We start from the raw sequence: 17,829 nt of genomic DNA on the forward strand, positions 1-17,829 counted from the left end.
GGGAAGGGGTTTTCCTAGACTGCGTGCCGGACGAGAGGGAGCGGATGACCGAGGAGATCGACCTGCCCGCCGAGGTGACCCTGCTGTGGGGGTTGCGGGAGACCGCGCGGAGAGGGCGGAAACCGTCGCTCACGGTCGCCGACATCACCCGTGCCGCGGTCGAGGTCGCGGACGCCGAAGGGCTCGGGGCGGTCTCGATGGCGAAGGTCGCCGAACGGCTCGGCAACGCCACGATGGCGCTCTACCGGTACGTGAAGAGCAAGAACGACCTGCTGCTGCTGATGGCCGACGCGGCCATCGGGCCCGCGCCCGCGCTGCCGGAGGGGCTGGAGTGGCGGGAAGGGCTGACGGTCTGGGTCCGCCGGGTGCTCGCCGTCCTGCGGGCGCGCCCGTGGGTCGTCCAGATCCCCATCAGCGGGCCGCCGGTCGGGCCGAACAACCTGTCGTGGTTCGACCGGGCGCTGGGAGCGCTGGGGGGCACCGGGCTGTCCGAGGAGGAGAAGGTCGGCGTGGTCATGGGGCTGCTGACCTACGTGCAGGGCGAGGCGCGGCTGAGCCTGGACCTGAGCACGGGCTACCGGGAGAACCCGGAGGCGTTCGGGCGGCAGTACGGGCTGGCGCTGGCGAGGGTGGTCGACCCGCTGCGGTTCCCGGCGTTGAGCAGGGTGGTCACCTCCGGGGTCTTCGACGGCGAGGTGCCCTACGACGACGAGGTCGACGGGATGTTCGGGCTGACGCTGTACCTGGACGGCGTGGCCGCCCTCATCGGGCGCGCGGAGGCCTAGTCCGGCGGCGCGACGCCGCATTTTCCCCATCCGACCGGATTGGGTGGCCCGAACACGTATTTGTCACCCGACCGGCGGCTCTTTCACTGGTGGAAAGGCTATTCCCGACCGTCGAACAACTGATGGGGGCCTGGGATGAGCATCGCTGTCCACGGTTCGGTGGAAACCCGCCCGGACCTGGCCCGCGCCCAGCACGAGGTGGCGTCGGACCTGTTCGCGAGCCTGCTGGCGAGCGACGACCGGCCCGGCGTGCGGGTGGTGCCGGTCGCCGAGCGGTCGGACCTCGGCCGGACGCGGCTGCTGGACGCGTACGCGCTGCTGGCGGGTGGCAACGACCTGCCGGTGGTCCGCGGGAGGGCGGTCGAGGGGGCGCAGCCGTACGGGCTGTTCGCGGACGCGTTCGAGCACGCCACGGGCAACCCCGAGGTGTTCACGGAACTGGAGCAGGACGCGAACCTGCTGCTGCGCGGGCTGTTCCGGTCGCTCCGCACGCCGGGGTGGGCGAGCGAGGCGCTGGGCGTGCCCGACGCGGAGCACCACCGGCTGCACCGGGCCGTGACGGCGACACTGGACGCGATGTCCGGGCCCGCCGGGACCGTGCTGCTGCTCGACGACGCGCACCACGTCGACCAGGCGTCGATCGGGCTGCTGGACCACCTCGTGCGGCGCGGACCGCGAACGCCGATCCTGCTGGTGGTGGCGCACGACCCGCTGCGCAGCCCGGCGGCGCTGACGGCCGTGCTCGCCGAAGCCGAGCGGCACCGCGCCGACGAGAGGATCGCGCCGGTGGTGCGGCTGGGCGACGCGAGCAGGCACCGCCTGACGCAGCGCGAGTTCACCGTGCTGGCCGTCCTCGCCGAAGGCCTCACCGCCGACGCCATCGCGCGCAGGCTCGACATCTCGCCGCGCACCGTCCACCGGCACCTCCAGCACCTGTACCGGAAGCTCGGCACCGCGGACCGGCTCGCCACCGTGCTGCACGCCAAGTCCCTGGGCCTCCTGCCGTGAGACCCGCGGTCAGGCGCTCGCGGTGAACTGGTCGATCCGGTGGACGAGTTCGCGCGCGTCCTCGTCCTCGTAGCGGGCCGCGGCGTCCCGCAGCGGGCGCATCCGGTCCCTGGTGCGGGTGGACGTCACCTTCGCCGACGAGTCCACGGCCTGGAGGCCGACCTTGGCCGCGTGGTCGAAGTCGTGCTCCAGCACGTGGTTCACGGTCAGCGCGATCTGGCTCAGCGCCCGGCTCCTGGTCATCCCCTCCGAGTAGGTCGCGATGGCCGAGGTGAGCGGGGGGATGGCGAACGCCGTGTACGCCAGGTCCACCGTGCGCGCCAGCTCGGTGTAGACGATCCCGGTCATCGCCCCCAGGTCGGTCTCGTCGAAGAACGCCGACCACGTCGGCGTCGCGTCGCGGTCGGCCGCCTCGAAGGCGTCCCGCGCCCAGCCCATCCGCGTCAGCGCCTGGTCCCGGTCGCCCATCCGGGCGTGCGTCCACGCCTGGTTGACGCACAGGATCGCCACCCCGAGGTCGCTCTCGGCCCTCCGCGCCGACACCTCGCCCAACCGGAACGCCGTCAGCGCCTCCGCGAAGTCGTCGCGGTGCAGGTGCATCCGCCCCGAGCGGTAGAGGACGTTCGCGGCCAGGTCGTGGTTGCCCACCAACGCCGCCAATTCCGAGGCTCGGTCGACGTGGATCCGGGCCAGGTCCTGTTCGGCCGAGTCGAAGCACGTCCACGCCGCGAGGTTGTGGAGGTCCGCCATGGCCGAGCCGAGCCTGTCGCGCACGGCCCGCGTGGTGCTCGAATGCGTCAGGACGCGCTCGCTCCACGACGACAGGGCGAGCACCGCCTCGCGGCAGGCCCCGCCGCCGAACCGGTGGTCGAGGGCGCGGAGTTCCTTCGTCGCGGATTCCACGTGTCTGACCTCGGCCATCCCGCTGTGCCCGCGCACCGGGCGTCCGGTGCCTTCCCCTGCCGCGGTCGCGTCGAACTCGGCCATGGTCGTACCTCGCTCACATCCTCAAAGCGCTGAAACGGGCCTCAAAGGAGGTATACCGCCGAACGTCGTCACGGGACCCGCGCACCACCCGAGCGGACTCGGCCGATCGGCGCGCTCGTGCGGTCTGGGGTCGAACGGTCGTGCGATGCCCCGGCGTGGCGACTGACCCCGTTCTGTCCAGGAAACGACCCGGAAGCGCCGTTCCCCCCGTGGCAAGGTTGATCGCAGTCATGGCGAGCACGACGAAGAGGGTTGGCGATCAATAGCGATGCTGTCGCGCGCGGTGCGGGGATTCCTGAAGGGGCGCAACAAGGACGAGCGAAGACGGGGGCCCGAGCCGGAGCGAAGACACGTCGAACACCCCGAGCCCCCGCCGGTCGAACCCGCTGTGGTCGACCCCGTCCCGGCGCGTGAACCGGCGGAACTGGAAGAACTGCTGGTCATGGCCGACGTCGAACTGGCGGAGAAGCAGGAACAACTCGACGAGCTGGACCGCAGGTACCAGGAAGCCGTCGAGGACCAGTGCAGGCTGGAAGAGGAGAACAACCGGCTGCGCGGGAGGTTGACCACCGTCTACCGCGGACTGGTGCCCGAGGACCCGACCGAGGCGGACGACCTGCCCACGACGGCCGACTCGCCGTCGCACGCGGCGGAACTGGCCCGCCTGCACCTCGCCGACCACCTCAGCCTGCCGCTCGAGGCGTGCGTGCAACTCGACCGGATCGACAACGTGCCCGAGTCCCGCACGTGGGGCGAGAACGCGTGGCGCGGGTTCCTCGCCCTGCACGCCTACGGCGAGGCGCTGGCCGCCGAGAAGAACCCCGGCAACTTCCGCGCGTGGTGCGAGAACTCCCACCACCGGTACGTGTGGCCGTCCAACGCGAAGAAGCTCGCCATGAGCGAGAGCAAGAGCGTCGGCAGGTCCGGCCGGATGAGCGCGAAGCGGATGTTCCCGGTGGACCGCGCGTACGACCCGTCCGGCACGGTCTACATGGGGACCCACCTGAAGATCGGCGTCGGCCGCGGCACGCTGCTGCCCCGCGTGTACTTCGTCGCCGACCGCGAGACCGCCAAGGTGTACGTCGGCTACTTCGGTCCCCACAAGAACGTGCCGAACACGCTCACGTAGCTCGTCGGGCGTCAGTCGTCGGCGAGGACGGCGTACAGGTCCGAGTCCCGCCAGCCGTCGCGGACGTACGCGGTGCCGCGCATCCGGCCCTCGTAGCGCATGCCGATCCTGCGCAACACCGCGGCCGAGGCGAGGTTGCGCGGGTCGCACGTGGCCCAGACGCGGTGGAGCCCGTGCTCGTCGAAGCCCATGCGCAGCAGTTCCCGAGCCGCGGCCGTGGCGGTGCCCCGCCCCCACAGCCGCGGGTGCACCGCGTACGTGATCTCGCCGGTGGTCGGGCCGCGCAGCTTCAGCTCGGCGCTGCCCACGACGTCGCCGTCGACGAGCACCGCGAACACCAGCCGGTTCGGGGGTGCCGCCACCGCGGCCCGCACGTACGCCTCGGTCTGCTCGTGGGTGTTGGGTCCCCACGCCTGGTAGCGGCAGGACTCCGGCAGGCGGGCCCAGTCGTGGACGGCGGTGACGTCGCCGAGCGCGAGCGGCCGGAGCGTGGGCGTCATGGCGGCACCCTAGATCAGCACGGCCCCTTCCTCCGAGCGGGTGGCACCACGTTGAGCCAATGTGGCTCGAATGGTGCCAAAGTTGTGCCATGATGGCACCACGCACCTGGTCGTGCCGCCGTCGGCGACCACGACCGGGACCAACCGCCACGAGAGGAAGTCCCATGACCGAGCCGGTTCCCGTCCCGGAAGGCATGTTCACGGAGCGCGACGCGGGTCCCTTCGACCCGCACAGCGCGATGACCCGGTTCCGCGACACGCGTCCCGTCAGCCCGCTGACCTTCCCCGACGGGCACGTGGGCTGGCTCGTCACCGGGTACGACGCGGTCCGCCAACTCCTGGCCGACACCCGCTTCAGCTCCCGCCAGGACCTCGGTGTCCTGCACATGCCGTTCGACGTGCCCGGCATGCCCTCCTCCGCCGGACCGTCACCGCAGACCCCCGGCCTGTTCCTCGCGATGGACCCACCGGACCACACCCGGCTGCGGCGCAAGCTCACCGGCGCCTTCACCGTGAAGCGCATGCGGCAGCTCGAAGAGCACATCGTCGACGTCGTCGAGCAGCGGTTGGACGCGATGGCGGACCTGACCCCGCCCGTCGACCTGGTCAAGGAGTTCGCGCTGCCGGTGCCGTCACTGGTGATCTGCGCTCTGCTCGGCGTGCCCTACGCGGACCGGGAGGACTTCCAGGCCAACTCCGCCCAGTTCCTGGTCAAGGACCAGACGCTGGAGGAGAAGATGGCCGCGTTCACCAGCCTGACCACGTACCTGGCCGAACTGGTCACGCGCAAGCGCGCGGCCCCCGACGACGACATCCTGTCCGACCTGGCCCGCGACGACGACCTCGCCGTCGAGGAGCTGACCGGCATGGCGTTCCTGCTGCTGCTCGCGGGGCACGAGACCACCGCCAACATGCTGGGACTGGGCACCTTCGCTCTCCTGGAGAACCCCTCGCAGGTGGCAGACCTGCGCGCCGACCCGGAGCTGCTGCCCGACGCCGTCGAGGAGCTCATGCGCTACCTGTCCATCGTCGACGTCTTCATCCGGTACGCCGCGGAGGACGTCGAACTCGGCGGCGAGAAGATCCCCGAGGGCTCGACCGTCGTCGTGTCGGTGCTGGCCGCCAACCGCGACCCCCTGCGCTTCGAGGACCCCGACGTGCTCGACATCCGCCGCAAGGCCCGCGGCCACCTGTCCTTCGGCCACGGCGTCCACCAGTGCCTCGGTCAGCAACTCGCCCGCATCGAGATGCGCGCGGGCTTCGAGGCGCTGCTGCGCCGCTTCCCGACCCTCGGGCTCGCGGTGCCGTCGAGCGAGGTGAGGCTCAAGGCTGACATGAACATCTACGGCGTCCACGAGCTGCCGGTCACCTGGGACGCGTGACGTCTCGGGCGGTGGGGGAGCGCCGGGAACCAACCCGCCGTTTGGTACGACTAGTGGCGGGATGCCCCGCACCGCACCACGAAAGGCCCACCGATGAACCTCCGACGCCTCGGCGCCGCGCTCCTGCTGACCGGCCTGGCGCTGGCGGCCACGGCCACACCCGCCCTCGCGCACGCGGAACTCCTCAGCAGTGATCCGGCGGCGGGCGCGTCGTTGCCCGCGGCACCGACGCAGGTCGTGCTCACCTTCAGCGAGCCGGTCGGCCTGGCCGCCACGCCGATCACCGTGACCGGGCCGGACGGGGCGACGTGGAAGGTCGGCCAGGCGGTGGCGGCGGGCGCGGTGATCACCGCGCCGGTCGAGGCCACCGGGCCCGCGGGGGAGTACGTCGTGGACTACCGGGTCGTCTCCGACGACGGTGACGAGGTCGGCGACAAGATCCGCTTCACGCTCGCCGCGCCCGCGACGCCGCCCACGACGTCCGCCGCGCCCACCACCACGACGACCACGGCCGCGCCGACCTCGAGCAGTGCCGCGGCTCCCGCGGCGCAGCCCGCGAGCGAGGACGGCGGCGGCGTCCCGGTGTCGGTGTGGATCATCGCCGCGGTCGTCGTGGCCGGTGCAGGAGCCTTCGCGGCCACGCGTTTCCGCAAGGCCAAGCCGGAGTAGTCGACCGGGGGCCACCGCCGCGGCCCCCCGGCTCAGAAACCCCGGAACACGCCGTCGTCGTCGGCGTTCCCGGTGAACTCCTCCCAGCCCATGTTGGCGAGCGAGATGTTGTTCTCGATCGACCACAGCTCCTCGGCGACCACCCGCAGCTCCTCCCACCCGGCACCGCCCCGGTGGAGGACCAGCAGCGGCAGGTCGGGCGCGGTCATGGCGGTCCTGTCCGCCACGACGACCAGCCGGTGCCCGGTCGCGAGCGCCGCGACCCGCGCGGGCGTCAGGTCGTGGTGGGCGGGGTCGTCCACGACGTGCAGGTTCGCGAGGAAGCCGTCCTCGCTGGGCGTCCCCACCGCCACGGCCAACGCCCGCCACGCCTCCTCGTCGGCGAAGTGCGTGCGGACGAAGAGGGTGTCGGTGGACCACGGCAGGCTCGTCATGCGGAACGTCCTCGGGTGTCAGCGCGGTGATACCAGCGGGTTGACCTGCCAGTGACCGTCCACGGAGGTCGTGGGCAGGTGGACGACCAAGCCGCGGTCGTCGTTCACGGCGAGGAACGTCGCGCCGTCCAGGTCCACGACCGCCACGTGCCACCGCCCCTCGTGCGGCTGCCCGACGAGGTACTCGGCGACGTCGGCGTTGCCCACCACCGGCTCGCCCAGCAGCGGCGCGACCTGGTCCGCGTGCCCGGAGTTCAGCGCCGACTCGTACGCGAGCGCCAGCTCCCGCGGCGACGGCGACCCCGGAGGCGGTTCGGCGTGGATCCGCAGCGCGATGAACAGGATCCAGCCGATGACCCCGCACAGGGCGAGGACCCGCAGGACCCGCGTGCTGGTCCGGGACTGCGGACGCGGCTCCGAGCCGATGCCGTACATGCCCCAGATCATCCACGGCGGACCGGCTCCGGCCCAAGGGAGTGACCGAAGTCGGGTCGACCACCGTGATGAGGCTCCCGATAGGGGGTGGGGCGACTACGGACGGTCCACTTCCACGGCGTCGACTTCTCTTCCGGGTGGCCTTGGGGTCGATCCCGAGTCGAACCGGCCGAGGCGGGTAGCCAGGTTCCGGCGAGACAGTCCATTCGGGAGAGAGGTTGTCCGATGATCGACCAGAAATCGGTGGAGCGCCTGTACGACTGCGATGTCATCGACGCGCGAGGTGACCGAATCGGGTCCGTCAAACAGGTCTGGCTGGACGAGCAGAGCGGTCAGCCCGTCTGGGCCTCCGTCCACACCGGACTGTTCGGGATGCGGGAGAGCCTCGTCCCCATCCAGGACGCCAAGGTGGCGGACAAACACATCACGGTCGCCGTGGACAAGCAGAAGGTCAAGGACGCCCCGGAGGTCGACGCCTCCGGCGGCAGGCTCTCCGACGCCGAGCAGGCGGGCCTCTACGAGTACTACGGCATGATGCCGACCCCCAACACCGGCGAGCACGACCGGCTCGGCGACCGCCGGGGGATGGCGAGCGGGCACGCGGAGCAGCGCACCGCGAACCGCCAGGGCGAGCAGGGCATGACCCGCTCCGAGGAGCGCCTGAAGGTCGGCACGGAGCAGGTCGAGACCGGTCGGGTCCGCCTGGTCAAGCACACCGTGACCGAGCAGCAGAACGTCACCGTGCCCGTCTCCCACGAGGAGGTCCGGGTCGTGCGCGAACCGATCGCGGACGGGACGGCCGGTCCGCGCGGCAAGTCCTTCCGCGACGAGGAGGCCGAGGTGGTCCTGCACGAGGAGCGCCCGGTCGTGGAGAAGGAGACCGTGGCGGTCGAACGCGTCGGCCTCGGCAAGGAGACCGTGACCGAGCAGCGCACCGTCGGCGGCGAGATCCGCAAGGAGCGCGTCGACGTCGTGGACGACACCAAGGGTGAGCCGGGCGACAGGCGGCGCTAGGGGTCGTGGCACCGGGGTGGTGCGTGGAGGCGCCCACCCCGGCCGCCCGCGCGGTGGCGACGAGTGGCCACCGGTGGGAGGCGCGGCCCGGCTTTGGCTACCATGGGAGGATATTGCTTATCCGATGTCTAACCTGAATTGAGGAACCCCGTGGTGGAGTCCGAGGGCCTGCTGATGTACGACGAGCTGATCGCCGTGCACACGATCATGCGGCGAGGGGCGGACCTGACCACGGCCTCGCTCGAACGGCTGGTCGCGGGCGAGCCGGTCGGCGTCAAGGCCGTCGTCCGTCTGGCCCGGTGGCAGGCCGAGTTCGTGCACCACCACCACGAGAGCGAGGACGAGCTGTTCTGGCCGGTCCTGCGGACCCTCTTCCCCGACGTGGTGGCGGGGCTGGACGGCCTCAGCGCCGAGCACGAGAAGCTCGACCACGAGCTGAGGGCGCTGAGCGTGGCGATCGACACCCTCGCGGAGAAGGACGTGGACGTGCGGGAGGCGGCCGGGGCCGCGCTGCCCGCCGCGACCTCCGTGCGGGACGTGCTGATCGGCCACCTGGACGCCGAGGAACCGGTGTTGAAGGGTCTGTTCCCGCGGGTCCCCGACGCCGACATCGTCCGGCTGCGCAAGGCCATCGTGGACGGGGCGCCGCGCGGCGGACCGGACCTCGTGATCGGGCTGCTCAGCGAGCCCGTCCCCGCGCCCGGCCACGACGTGATGATGGCGAACTTCCCCGCCCCGGTGCGGCTCCTGCGCCCCCTGCTGCTGCGCAGGTTCCACTCGACGCTCGGCGCGCTCGCGGCCCGGTAGGTTGGGCCCGTGTCGACGCCCCGCCGTGCCTACCGCTCCCCGCGCCGCGAACAGGACGCGGCGGCCACGCGGAACGACATCATGGCCGCCGCCACGGAGCTGTTCACCGCCAAGGGCTACGCCCGCGTGACGGTCGCCGACATCGCCGAGCGCGCGGGCGTGGCGTCGAAGACCGTCTACGCGAGCGCGGGCAGCAAGGCCGACATCCTCAACGAGCTGATCACCGCGGGTGTCGAGGGCTCGCGGCCGGACGAGGCGATGGTCGAGATCCGCGCGACCACGGACCTCGCCGAGGCGATGCGGGTACTGGCGCACCGCACCCGCACGGGCAACCAGACCTACCAGGCGGCGCTGGACATCCTGTACGCCGCGATGCCCGTCCACGACGACGCCGAAGCCCTGTGGGAACACGGGACCGCGTCGTACCGGGCCGTGCTGCGCGACGTCGTCGCGCACCTGGAGGGCGTCGGGGCGCTGGCGGACCCGACCAGGGCGGCGGACGTGCTGTGGCACTGCTTCGGCCCGCAGTCGTGGCGCGCGCTGGTGCGGGAGTGCGGCTGGACCTGGGACGAGGCGGAGCGGTGGCTCGCCACCCGCTCCGCCTCGCTGCTAGCCGCGCAGGGCGCGTAGCGCGCGGGCGTCGGTGAGGCCGACGGCCCGCGCCGCGGCGTCCACGGTCGCGCCCCGGTCGATGAGCTGCTCGGCCCGCTCCACCCGCAGCAACTGCTGGTAGCGCAACGGCGTCAGGCCGGTCGCCCGGCGGAAGTGCCGGGTCAGCGTGCGTTCGCTGAAGCCCAGTTCGCGGGCCATGTCGACGAGCCGCAGCCGTTCGGTGAACCGGGCCTCGACGAGGTCCTGCAACCGGTGCGCCAGGTCGTCCACGTGCCCGCGGTACCGCAGCGGCACGCCGACCGGCGGCTCGTCGCCGTTGCCCCTCGGGTAGAACACCAGGTCCCTGGCGACGCGCGCGGCGGCGGCGGGGCCGTAGGCCGTGGCGAGCAGGTGCAGCGCCAGGTCGACTCCCGCCGCGCTGCCCGCCGAGGTCGCGACCCTGCCGTCCACGACGTGCAGGACGTCCTCCACGACCGTCGTGGCGGGAGCGGCCTTGGCGAGGGCACGGCCGCTGTCGTGGTGGGTAGTGGACCGCCTGCCGTCGAGCAGGCCTGCGTGGCCGAGCGCCTCGGCGCCCGTGCTCACGGCGACGACCGTGCCGCCCTTCTCGTGGTGCCCGCGCAGCGCGGCCAGGCTCTCGGGCGTGAGACGCAGGCCGCCCGGCACGAAGACCAGGTCGGCGGGGGACAGGGCAGGCCACGTCGGCTCGGCCCGCAGGCCGAGGCCCTCCTCGGTGACGAGGTCCGGCGCATCGGCCACAAAGGACAGCCGATACGGCAGACCGTGCGCCATGGCGGCCCGGTACACCCCGACCGGGCCTGCGAGGTCGAACAGGGACAACGCTTGCGGGAGCAAGAACACGACTTCGGTCACGGTGGAGCGCGTTCTCATGGACGATAGATACAAGATCGACTGCGCCGGGACAAATCCGGGTCGTCCGAGAGCGGTGGAATCCGGCCCGATGTCCGTTACGGCAGCAGCGTGAACGGCGACCGGCCGAACACCTCCCCGTTCACCTGGAGTGCGATGGCGTGCTCGCCCGCGTGGTAGGCGCGGGTGGTGATGACCTTGAACGAGTGCGTGCGGGCGACCGTCAGCCGCTCGCCGGGCCCGAGCGTCCTCGTCGTCAGCTTGAACACCTTGGGCGTGGTCGTCCCGTTCGCCTTCCGGTGGTGGATCACGTAGTCGATCGCCAGCTTGGCGGGCGACGGGCCGGTGTTCTCCACGACGTAGGAGAAGCCCAGGGCGCCGCCTACGGCCACGGCCGTCGTGTCCAGCTCCGGCCCGGCCACCACCAGACCGGTGACCGCCGGGAACCCGAGCAGCGCCAGCGCCTCCGGGTGCCCCTGCTTGACCAGCGTGCGCAGGCCGTGCCGGACGAGCCGCAGCGTGTCCGCCCCCGGCTCGTCGTCCAGCCAGCGGGCCGCCGTCGCCGCGGCCAGCGCCGGGTCGCGGCGGCTGATGTCGTTGAGATGGTTCGCCACCGAGCGCCGCACGTACTCCGACGGGTCGCGGTGCAGCGCGTCCAGCACCGGCACCGCGGCCGCCGGGTCCTCGAAGATCGCCCGCACCCGCTTCGCCCACGGCAGCAGCGGCCGCGTGCCCTCGCTGGCGAGCCTGCGCACGTGCTCGTCCGGGTGCTCCGTCCACGTGAGCACGATCGGCAGGGCACGGCCCAGGTCGGCCTCCAGCAGACGTCGAATGCCGAACTCGGCCGTCAGCCGCGGTGTCAGGTCCGCCAGCAGCGCGAGCGCCCGGTCGAACGCCTCGCCACCGCCGTCCGCCAGCGCGCGGCTGGTGATCGCCTCCGTCACCGGCCAGAGCATCCAGCCGGTGAACCCGTGGTCCCGCAAGGCCTTCCGCACCACGGCCTCGAAGCGCGAGTAGCTCTCCGGCAGGTCGGCCAGCAGCGCGTCGTGCACGAGGTCGGTGCGCTCCCGCAGCCCCAGCCCGGCCAGCTCGCCCGCCGCGGCGGCGACGGACGGGGCTGGCACGGACAGGATCCGGGCGAGCCCGGTGACGGCGGAGGCGTTGAGCAGTTCGTCTGCGGTGGGCACGGAACTCCTTGTGATGGCGGGAGGCCCGAGTCTAGGAGCGGGGTACGACAATTCCGGGCTGGTGCGCCGTCGACTCGTACAAGCAGCCGCTGGTGTTCAGGGCGTGGAGCCGATGGCCGTCGGCGGACTGCCCGACCGAACAGCGAGGGCGACCTCCGGCCCGGCGGCACCGTCGCTCCCAAGTGACGCCCGGCTAGCTCGCGCTGGCCGCCGACAGCGTGAACGGGAGCGGTTGTCCCAGAACGGTCGCCGCCAACCGGGTGCAGTCCTCCGCCGACCTCTTGTCGCCGACGGCCAGGTGCGCGGCGGCCAGGTTCCGCAGCGTCACGGCCTCGTTGTACAGGTCTTGCAGGTCGCGGTGCGTCTCCAGCGCCTGCCCGAGGTACCCGACCGCGACCGCGTACCGCCCGGCCCGGTGGTGGATCTTGCCGAGGCTGTCCTGCGCCGCCGCCTCCAGCGGCCGGTTGCCCAGCTCCCGCGACCGCGCCAACGCCTGCTCGCACAGCACGATCGCCTGGTCGTGGTCACCCAGGTCGCTGTGCGCGCACCCGACGTTGTTGAGGCAGTCCGCCTCCATCAACTGGTCGCCCAGGACCCGTGCGATCTCGTAGGAGCAGACCTCGTGCTCCAGCGCCTGCTGGAACATGTTCTGCTTCGTGCACAGGTCCGCGATGTTCTGGTGCGTCCGGCCCTCGCCCCGCAGGTCACCCAGCTCGACGTACAGCTCCAGCGCCGAGCGGAACTGGCCCGCCGCCCGCACGAGGTTGCCGAGGTGCTTGTGGGCGTAGCCCAGGCTCCGGTGCACGTAGGCGCGGCCCCGCACCTCGTGCGCGCGTTCCGTCGCCGCCAGCGCCGCCTCCTGCGCGATGACCTTCTGGTGCCAGTGGCCGTTGCGGTCGAGGTACGGGTCGAAGGCCCAGGCCAGGCGCCAGGTGTGGTCGTCGAGGTGGTGCTCGCCCGCCATCTCCACGGCCGCGAACAGCGTGGGGGACACTGCGGTGGTCCACGCCTGCGCGGCCGCGCGGTCGTGGAGGACCTCGACCACCGCCCCCTCGCTCATCGGGGGCAGGGTGATGCGGGGCCGGTGCGGGTCGATCAGCGCCGCGGCGGTGAAGGAGCTGTGCAGGTAGTGGTCCAGGACGCGGACGCGGGCCGCTCGCCGTGCCTCCGGCGCGTCCGAGGCGTTCGCGAGTTCCGTCGCGTAGACGCGGACGAGGTCGTGCATGGTGTAGCGGCGCGGGGCGTACTGGGCGATCAGGTGGCCGCGTTCGAGTTCGTCCAGCAGCGGCACGGCCCTCGCCACCGGCAGGCCCATGAGGCTGGCCGCCGCCCTGGTGGGGATCTCCGGGCTGGGGTGCAGGGAGAGCACGCGGAACATGTCCGCGGCGGCCGGGCCCAGCGCCTGGTAGGACCAGGTGAAGGCCGCTCTGGCGTCGATGATCGAGTCCGCGTCGGAGAAGCTGTCCAGGCTGGTGCTGGTGTCGCGCAGGGCTTGCGCGACGGCGCTGAGCGGGTGCAGCGGCTGGAGGGCGGCGCGCGCGGCGACGATCGCCAACGCCAGCGGCAGGCCCGCGCACAGCTCGATGATCTCCGAGATGGCCGCCGGGTCCGAGCCCGCCGACCGGCTGCCGAGCCTGCGGGTGAGGAACTCCCGCGCCTCGACGTTCGACAGCGGGGTGAGGAGCAGCGGCCGGGCGCCCTCCACCGCCACCAGCGAGAGCAACTGGTTGCGGCTGGTGACGACCACGTGGCAGCCGGGTGAGCCGGGCAGCAGCGGGCGGACCTGCTCCGCGTCGCGGGCGTTGTCCAGCACCACCAGGATGCGGCGTTCGGCCAGGACGCTGCGGTAGAGGTTCACCTGGGCGTCGAAGCCGACCGGGATGCGGGCCGACGGGACGCCCAGCTCGTCCAGGAACCGGCGGACCGCGGCCTCCGGTTGCACGACGTCGCCGGTCTGGTCGAAGCCGCGGAGGTTGAGGTAGAGCTGGCCGTCCGGGTACAGGTGGGCGATGCGGTGCACGTAGCGGACGGCGAGGGTGGTCTTGCCGACGCCCGCCATGCCGCGGATGAGGGTGACGGCCGTCGCGCCGTGCGGGTCGTCGTGCTCGGCCAGCAGGTGGTCCAGCTCGTCCCGGCGGCCCGCGAAGACCGCCAGGTCGCGGGGGAGTTGCGCCGGCATGACGGACGGGGCGGGCATGGGGGCGTCCACGAGCGGTTCGGTCTCGTGGTGGACCTCCTGCTGCGGCTGGTCCGGTTCCTCCCGCAGCACTGCCTCGTGGGCGGCGCGCAGTTCGGCGCCGGGGTCGATGCCCAGCTCCTCGGCCAGCCTGCCGCGGATGGTGGCGTGGACGTCCAGCGCGTCCGCCCGGTAGCCCGCGGCGGCCAGCGCGAGGATCAGCCTGGAGTGCGACGGTTCGTCGAACGGGTGCTGCGACGTCACCCACTGCAACGGTACGAGCACCGGTTTCGGCAGCCCGCACCGGAGCGCGAGGTCGGTGGCCTCGTTGACGGCGGCGACGTGCTCCCGTTCCAGCGCGGTGAAGACGGTGTGCGAGCGGACCGGCGCGGGCGTGTTCGCGGCCACCGGCCCGTCCCACAGCGCGAGTGCCTCGGCGAACGTGTGGACGGCCTGCCGCTCGGCCCCGCCGTCCCGCTCGGAACGCGCTTTCCCCATGAGGTCGCGGAAGCGCAGCAGGTCCAGCGTGGCGGCGTCCGCGGTGAAGCGGTAGCCGCCCGCACCCCTGATCAACCACCTCCCCGTTTCGCGGTGGCCCAGTTCGGGTTCCAGCGCGCGGCGCAGGGCGCCGACGTAGCGGTGCAGCAGGTTGACGGCGCTGCCGGGGTGGTCTTCGCCCCACAGGGCGTCGACGAGCGACGCCACGCTCACGGGCTGTCCGCCGTGAGCCAGCAGGAGTGCGAGCACCGAACGCTGTTGAGGTGGCCCCAGTTCCACCTCAACACCGTCGAGCCACGCGCGAAGAGGACCGAGCACGGCCAGTCGCAGGCTGCTTCGAGAGGGTTCTGGGAACAACTTCGCTCCGCCGCGGTAGGTGGCTCCCCCGCGGGGGAGCACGTGGTCACACTTTAGTCATTGGTCATCAAGTCGGGCGAATTACGCTCTGCGTGCAGTGGTTGCCTTCTTCGACACAGGAGCGGCCCGACGCGCCCCGGATACGCATTCGCCGGAAATCATTCGCGCGCCGCGTCTCAATGATGAGGACCACGTGTTTCCAGGGGTGACAAAGCCGTTGCACGACGGCACGCCGTCCGGTCGAGGGCGGTCAGGACAGGGGAGAACCGTGACGTCGCGACGCACCGGGGCCGATGCGCTGGTCCGCCAGCTCTACACCGAGCACGTGGGCGCGATCCTGGCCCACACCACCAGTTTGACCAGGGACAGGGCCGCGGCCGAGGACGTGACGCAGGAGACGCTGGTGCGCGCCTGGCAGCACAGCGAGGCGCTGTCGAACGGGCAGGGATCGGTCAGGGGATGGCTGCTGACGACCGCCACCAACATCGTCATCGACCTGTCGAGACGGCGGAAGGTGCGGCCGCACGAGGTGTCGATCACACCGGACGGCCCGTCGCACGAGGCCCCGGCGCCCGGCGACCACGCCAGGTCCGTCGTGGACGGTGTGACCGTCCGCGAGGCCCTCGTCCGGCTGCGCCCCGAGCACCGCGAGGTGCTGGTGGAGGTCTACCTGCGCGGCAGCAGCATGGCCGAGGCCGCGGACACGCTGGACCTGCCCATCGGCACGGTGAAGTCGCGGTCCACGTCCGCGCGCCGGGCGATGCGGGAACTGCTGGCGAACTAGCGGAACGCTTTCCGGGGGAAATCGCCGAACCGGTGCGGGGAGTGGTCCGCCTCCCCCTAGAACACCCGGCGGAGGAACGCGAGCACCTCGTCATTCAGGTGCGCGTGGAAAGCCGCCCGGTCGAAACCCTCGGGGTCCTGGGACGGCGGGAACGCCGGGCTCGTCATGCGGGCCGGGAACGGGGACAGGAACGAGTAGTGGCCCGCTCCGGGCACGACCCGGTGCTCGACGTCGGCGACGGCGTTCGTGACGATCTCGGCGTGCCACGGGGGCGTGTGCTCGTCGTGCTCGGCGGTGAGCAGCAGGATCGGGGCGGTGATGGCGCTGAGCGCGCCCTCGTGCGCGAACCACGCCGTGGCCGGGGCCAGCAGCACGAGCGCGCGGACCCGCTCGTCCGGGACCACCTCGACCGGGTGCGGCAGCCGGTCCGGGGTCTCGTGCGGGAACGCCGTCGGCCTGCCTCCCGCGAGCGCCAGGCCCGTGTAGCCGCCGAGCGAGTGCCCGACGACCGCGACCGGGCCGACGTCGAACTCCGCGGACACGTGGTCGACGACCTGGCGGACGTGCCTCGGGCGGTTCGCCAGGATCTCGGCGGTGCCGCCCAGCTCGTTGTCGTTGCGGTTGTTCAGCGGGTGCTCGGGCAGCGCGACGACGAACCCGGCGCGCGCCAGGTGCGCCGCCAGCGTCCGGTAGAGCAGGTGCGAGCCGCCCGTGCCGTGCGAGATCACCACCAGCGGGTGGGTGCCGGGGACGACCGGCGCGTCCATCGCCACCTCGACCGGGTAGGGGCCGAACGACTCCGGCGCCTCGGGGGCCTCCGTCGGGTACAGGACCAGCAGCGGGAAGGTGTAGTCCTTCCCGCTCGCCCGCAGTTCGACGGCTCGGCAGCCCGCTGACCTGGTCATGTCCGGCACGCTAACACCGAGGTCCGACATCCACCGCCCGCCCGGCGCGCGGGCCACGACCGCCGGCGGCCGTACCGGTCACCGCGAAGCCGTTGCGGCGTAGGGGATCCACCCCTGCGCGTTCACCGATTGTTCACGTCACGAGTTGCGACCGAACGCCACCGGAGCGCGTCCCACTGACGGATGATCCGAACGGTGGACGAGTCTCACGAGGTGGCCTTGGTGAAGCGCTTGGGAGGTACCGCCCTCGCGGTGGTCCTGCTGGTGGGCGTGGTGTTCGCGGTCGTGCGCGGCAGGTCGGACGAGACCTCCTCGACCGACCTGAGGACCGTGCGCGGCGTGATCGGCTCGGAGAAGCTCGCCTTCTTCGCCGACCAGCGGGTGCGGGACGCGTTCGCGCGGCACGGCCTGGCCGTCGAGGTCGACCCGGCCGGGTCGCGGCAGATCGCGACCACGGTGGAGCTGGACAGGTACGACTTCGCGTTCCCCTCCAGCGCCCCCGCGGCCGAGCGGATCCAGCAGACCCGCAAGGCGGCCAGGACGTACGCGCCGTTCTCGTCGCCGATGGTGATCGCCACCTTCGACCCGATCGTGAAGCTGCTGGCCGACCAGGGGGTCGTGCGGCCCGGTCAGGTGTTCGACGTCGCGAAGTACCTCGAGCTGACGGCGGCGGGCACCCGCTGGGACCAGCTCCCCAACAACACCGACTTCCCGGCGCGGAAGAACGTGCTGGTCACGACGACCGACCCGCGTGACTCGAACTCCGCCGCGATGTACCTGGCGATCACGTCGTTCGTGGCCAACGGCGGGGTCGTGGCCTCGCCGGAGGCGGAGGCGAAGGTGCTGCCCGCCGTCGGGAAGCTGTTCCTGGAGCAGGGGTACACGCAGAGCAGCACCGACGGGCCGTTCGAGGACTACCTGTCCGCGGGCATGGGCAAGACGCCGATGGTCCTGGCCTACGAGGCGCAGTTCGTCGACCGGGTGGTGCGGGGCGACTCGACGATCCGGCCGGGCATGACGCTGCTGTACCCCGCGCCGACCGTGCTGTCCAAGCACACGCTCGTGCCGCTCAAGCCGTCCGGTGACCAGGTGGGCGAGCTGCTCACCACGGACGCCGAGCTGGGGAGGTTGGCCGCCACCTTCGGTTTCCGCACCGCCGACCCGCGCTACTTCGACGAGGTCGTGAAGGAGCACGGCGTGTCCGTGCCCGCGACCGTCGTGGACGTGGTCGAGCCGCCGTCGTACGAGACGCTGGAGCGGATGCTCGAAGCCATCGCGAAGCAGTACTGA

At 72.1% G+C, this 17,829-nt stretch carries 18 protein-coding genes; 10 read left to right on the plus strand and 8 right to left on the minus strand.

The window, feature by feature from the left end:
* Nucleotides 1-23: 23 nt before the first annotated feature.
* The gene (locus NZH93_RS10545; protein ID WP_259622799.1) at nucleotides 24-785 is read left to right on the plus strand and encodes a TetR/AcrR family transcriptional regulator; all 762 of its coding nucleotides are present in this window, start codon (nucleotides 24-26) and stop codon (nucleotides 783-785) included.
* A 135-nt stretch (nucleotides 786-920) separates the two neighbouring features.
* Nucleotides 921-1,793 (plus strand): LuxR C-terminal-related transcriptional regulator, encoded by an 873-nt coding sequence (locus NZH93_RS10550; protein ID WP_259622800.1) that lies wholly within the window; start codon nucleotides 921-923, stop codon nucleotides 1,791-1,793.
* 9 nt (nucleotides 1,794-1,802) lie between these two features.
* On the opposite strand, the gene NZH93_RS10555 is transcribed toward NZH93_RS10550, so the two are convergent.
* Nucleotides 1,803-2,780, minus strand: coding sequence for a tetratricopeptide repeat protein (locus NZH93_RS10555; RefSeq protein WP_259622801.1), 978 nt, complete (start codon nucleotides 2,778-2,780; stop codon nucleotides 1,803-1,805).
* A gap of 283 nt (nucleotides 2,781-3,063) precedes the next feature.
* On the opposite strand from NZH93_RS10555, the gene NZH93_RS10560 reads away from it, so the two are divergent.
* Nucleotides 3,064-3,909, plus strand: coding sequence for a hypothetical protein (locus NZH93_RS10560; protein WP_259622802.1), 846 nt, complete (start codon nucleotides 3,064-3,066; stop codon nucleotides 3,907-3,909).
* 11 nt (nucleotides 3,910-3,920) lie between these two features.
* On the opposite strand, the gene NZH93_RS10565 is transcribed toward NZH93_RS10560, so the two are convergent.
* Entirely contained in the window at nucleotides 3,921-4,409 is a 489-nt protein-coding gene (locus NZH93_RS10565; RefSeq protein WP_259622803.1) for a GNAT family N-acetyltransferase, read from the minus strand.
* Nucleotides 4,410-4,573: 164 nt separating this feature from the next.
* Here NZH93_RS10565 and NZH93_RS10570 point away from each other — a divergent pair, with 164 nt between their 5' ends.
* A complete protein-coding gene (locus NZH93_RS10570; protein ID WP_259622804.1) occupies nucleotides 4,574-5,791 on the plus strand; it encodes a cytochrome P450 in 1,218 nt (405 codons plus the stop codon).
* Between the two features lie 93 nt (nucleotides 5,792-5,884).
* Nucleotides 5,885-6,460: a copper resistance CopC family protein gene (locus tag NZH93_RS10575; RefSeq protein WP_259622805.1), complete on the plus strand. Its 576-nt coding sequence runs from the start codon at nucleotides 5,885-5,887 to the stop codon at nucleotides 6,458-6,460.
* 32 nt (nucleotides 6,461-6,492) lie between these two features.
* Here NZH93_RS10575 and NZH93_RS10580 read toward each other — a convergent pair whose 3' ends face one another.
* Together NZH93_RS10580 and NZH93_RS10585 are read right to left on the minus strand one after the other, a co-directional pair.
* A complete protein-coding gene (locus tag NZH93_RS10580; protein WP_259622806.1) occupies nucleotides 6,493-6,894 on the minus strand; it encodes a DUF6924 domain-containing protein in 402 nt (133 codons plus the stop codon).
* An 18-nt stretch (nucleotides 6,895-6,912) separates the two neighbouring features.
* Nucleotides 6,913-7,329, minus strand: coding sequence for a hypothetical protein (locus NZH93_RS10585; protein ID WP_259622807.1), 417 nt, complete (start codon nucleotides 7,327-7,329; stop codon nucleotides 6,913-6,915).
* A 225-nt stretch (nucleotides 7,330-7,554) separates the two neighbouring features.
* Between NZH93_RS10585 and NZH93_RS10590 the strand changes: the two genes are divergently transcribed.
* From NZH93_RS10590 to NZH93_RS10600, 3 genes are all read left to right on the plus strand, one after another.
* The gene (locus NZH93_RS10590; RefSeq protein ID WP_259622808.1) at nucleotides 7,555-8,343 is read left to right on the plus strand and encodes a DUF2382 domain-containing protein; all 789 of its coding nucleotides are present in this window, start codon (nucleotides 7,555-7,557) and stop codon (nucleotides 8,341-8,343) included.
* Nucleotides 8,344-8,493: 150 nt separating this feature from the next.
* Entirely contained in the window at nucleotides 8,494-9,150 is a 657-nt protein-coding gene (locus NZH93_RS10595) for a hemerythrin domain-containing protein (protein ID WP_259622809.1), read from the plus strand.
* 9 nt (nucleotides 9,151-9,159) lie between these two features.
* Nucleotides 9,160-9,780: a TetR/AcrR family transcriptional regulator gene (locus NZH93_RS10600; protein ID WP_259622810.1), complete on the plus strand. Its 621-nt coding sequence runs from the start codon at nucleotides 9,160-9,162 to the stop codon at nucleotides 9,778-9,780.
* Here the strand turns inward: NZH93_RS10600 and NZH93_RS10605 are convergent.
* The 3 genes from NZH93_RS10605 to NZH93_RS10615 all read right to left on the minus strand — a co-directional run bounded on the left by NZH93_RS10605 (nucleotide 9,760) and on the right by NZH93_RS10615 (nucleotide 14,892).
* A complete protein-coding gene (locus NZH93_RS10605; protein ID WP_259622811.1) occupies nucleotides 9,760-10,653 on the minus strand; it encodes a GlxA family transcriptional regulator in 894 nt (297 codons plus the stop codon). The two genes, NZH93_RS10600 and NZH93_RS10605, sit on opposite strands and share 21 nt — an antisense overlap.
* 77 nt (nucleotides 10,654-10,730) lie before the next feature.
* Complete coding sequence (locus tag NZH93_RS10610; protein WP_259622812.1) at nucleotides 10,731-11,819, minus strand: DNA alkylation repair protein; 1,089 nt, start codon at nucleotides 11,817-11,819, stop codon at nucleotides 10,731-10,733.
* Nucleotides 11,820-12,012: 193 nt separating this feature from the next.
* Nucleotides 12,013-14,892 (minus strand): AfsR/SARP family transcriptional regulator, encoded by a 2,880-nt coding sequence (locus tag NZH93_RS10615; RefSeq protein ID WP_308214185.1) that lies wholly within the window; start codon nucleotides 14,890-14,892, stop codon nucleotides 12,013-12,015.
* A 226-nt stretch (nucleotides 14,893-15,118) separates the two neighbouring features.
* Between NZH93_RS10615 and NZH93_RS10620 the strand changes: the two genes are divergently transcribed.
* Complete coding sequence (locus NZH93_RS10620; RefSeq protein ID WP_259622814.1) at nucleotides 15,119-15,634, plus strand: sigma-70 family RNA polymerase sigma factor; 516 nt, start codon at nucleotides 15,119-15,121, stop codon at nucleotides 15,632-15,634.
* Between the two features lie 56 nt (nucleotides 15,635-15,690).
* Here NZH93_RS10620 and NZH93_RS10625 read toward each other — a convergent pair whose 3' ends face one another.
* On the minus strand, nucleotides 15,691-16,539 hold the full coding sequence (locus NZH93_RS10625) for an alpha/beta hydrolase family protein (RefSeq protein WP_259622815.1): 849 nt from the start codon (nucleotides 16,537-16,539) through the stop codon (nucleotides 15,691-15,693).
* Nucleotides 16,540-16,761: 222 nt separating this feature from the next.
* On the opposite strand from NZH93_RS10625, the gene NZH93_RS10630 reads away from it, so the two are divergent.
* On the plus strand, nucleotides 16,762-17,829 hold the full coding sequence (locus tag NZH93_RS10630) for a hypothetical protein (protein WP_259622816.1): 1,068 nt from the start codon (nucleotides 16,762-16,764) through the stop codon (nucleotides 17,827-17,829).

It is taken from the genome of Umezawaea endophytica (assembly GCF_025061645.1).
Lineage (GTDB): Bacteria > Actinomycetota > Actinomycetes > Mycobacteriales > Pseudonocardiaceae > Umezawaea > Umezawaea endophytica.

Coding starts and splice junctions, on each gene's coding strand:
- NZH93_RS10550 (WP_259622800.1), top strand. CDS start 921: ATGAGCATCGCTGTCCACGGTTCGGTGGAAACCCGCCCGGACCTGGCC.
- NZH93_RS10555 (WP_259622801.1), bottom strand. CDS start 2,780: ATGGCCGAGTTCGACGCGACCGCGGCAGGGGAAGGCACCGGACGCCCG.
- NZH93_RS10565 (WP_259622803.1), bottom strand. CDS start 4,409: ATGACGCCCACGCTCCGGCCGCTCGCGCTCGGCGACGTCACCGCCGTC.
- NZH93_RS10570 (WP_259622804.1), top strand. CDS start 4,574: ATGACCGAGCCGGTTCCCGTCCCGGAAGGCATGTTCACGGAGCGCGAC.
- NZH93_RS10575 (WP_259622805.1), top strand. CDS start 5,885: ATGAACCTCCGACGCCTCGGCGCCGCGCTCCTGCTGACCGGCCTGGCG.
- NZH93_RS10580 (WP_259622806.1), bottom strand. CDS start 6,894: ATGACGAGCCTGCCGTGGTCCACCGACACCCTCTTCGTCCGCACGCAC.
- NZH93_RS10585 (WP_259622807.1), bottom strand. CDS start 7,329: ATGTACGGCATCGGCTCGGAGCCGCGTCCGCAGTCCCGGACCAGCACG.
- NZH93_RS10590 (WP_259622808.1), top strand. CDS start 7,555: ATGATCGACCAGAAATCGGTGGAGCGCCTGTACGACTGCGATGTCATC.
- NZH93_RS10605 (WP_259622811.1), bottom strand. CDS start 10,653: ATGAGAACGCGCTCCACCGTGACCGAAGTCGTGTTCTTGCTCCCGCAA.
- NZH93_RS10625 (WP_259622815.1), bottom strand. CDS start 16,539: ATGACCAGGTCAGCGGGCTGCCGAGCCGTCGAACTGCGGGCGAGCGGG.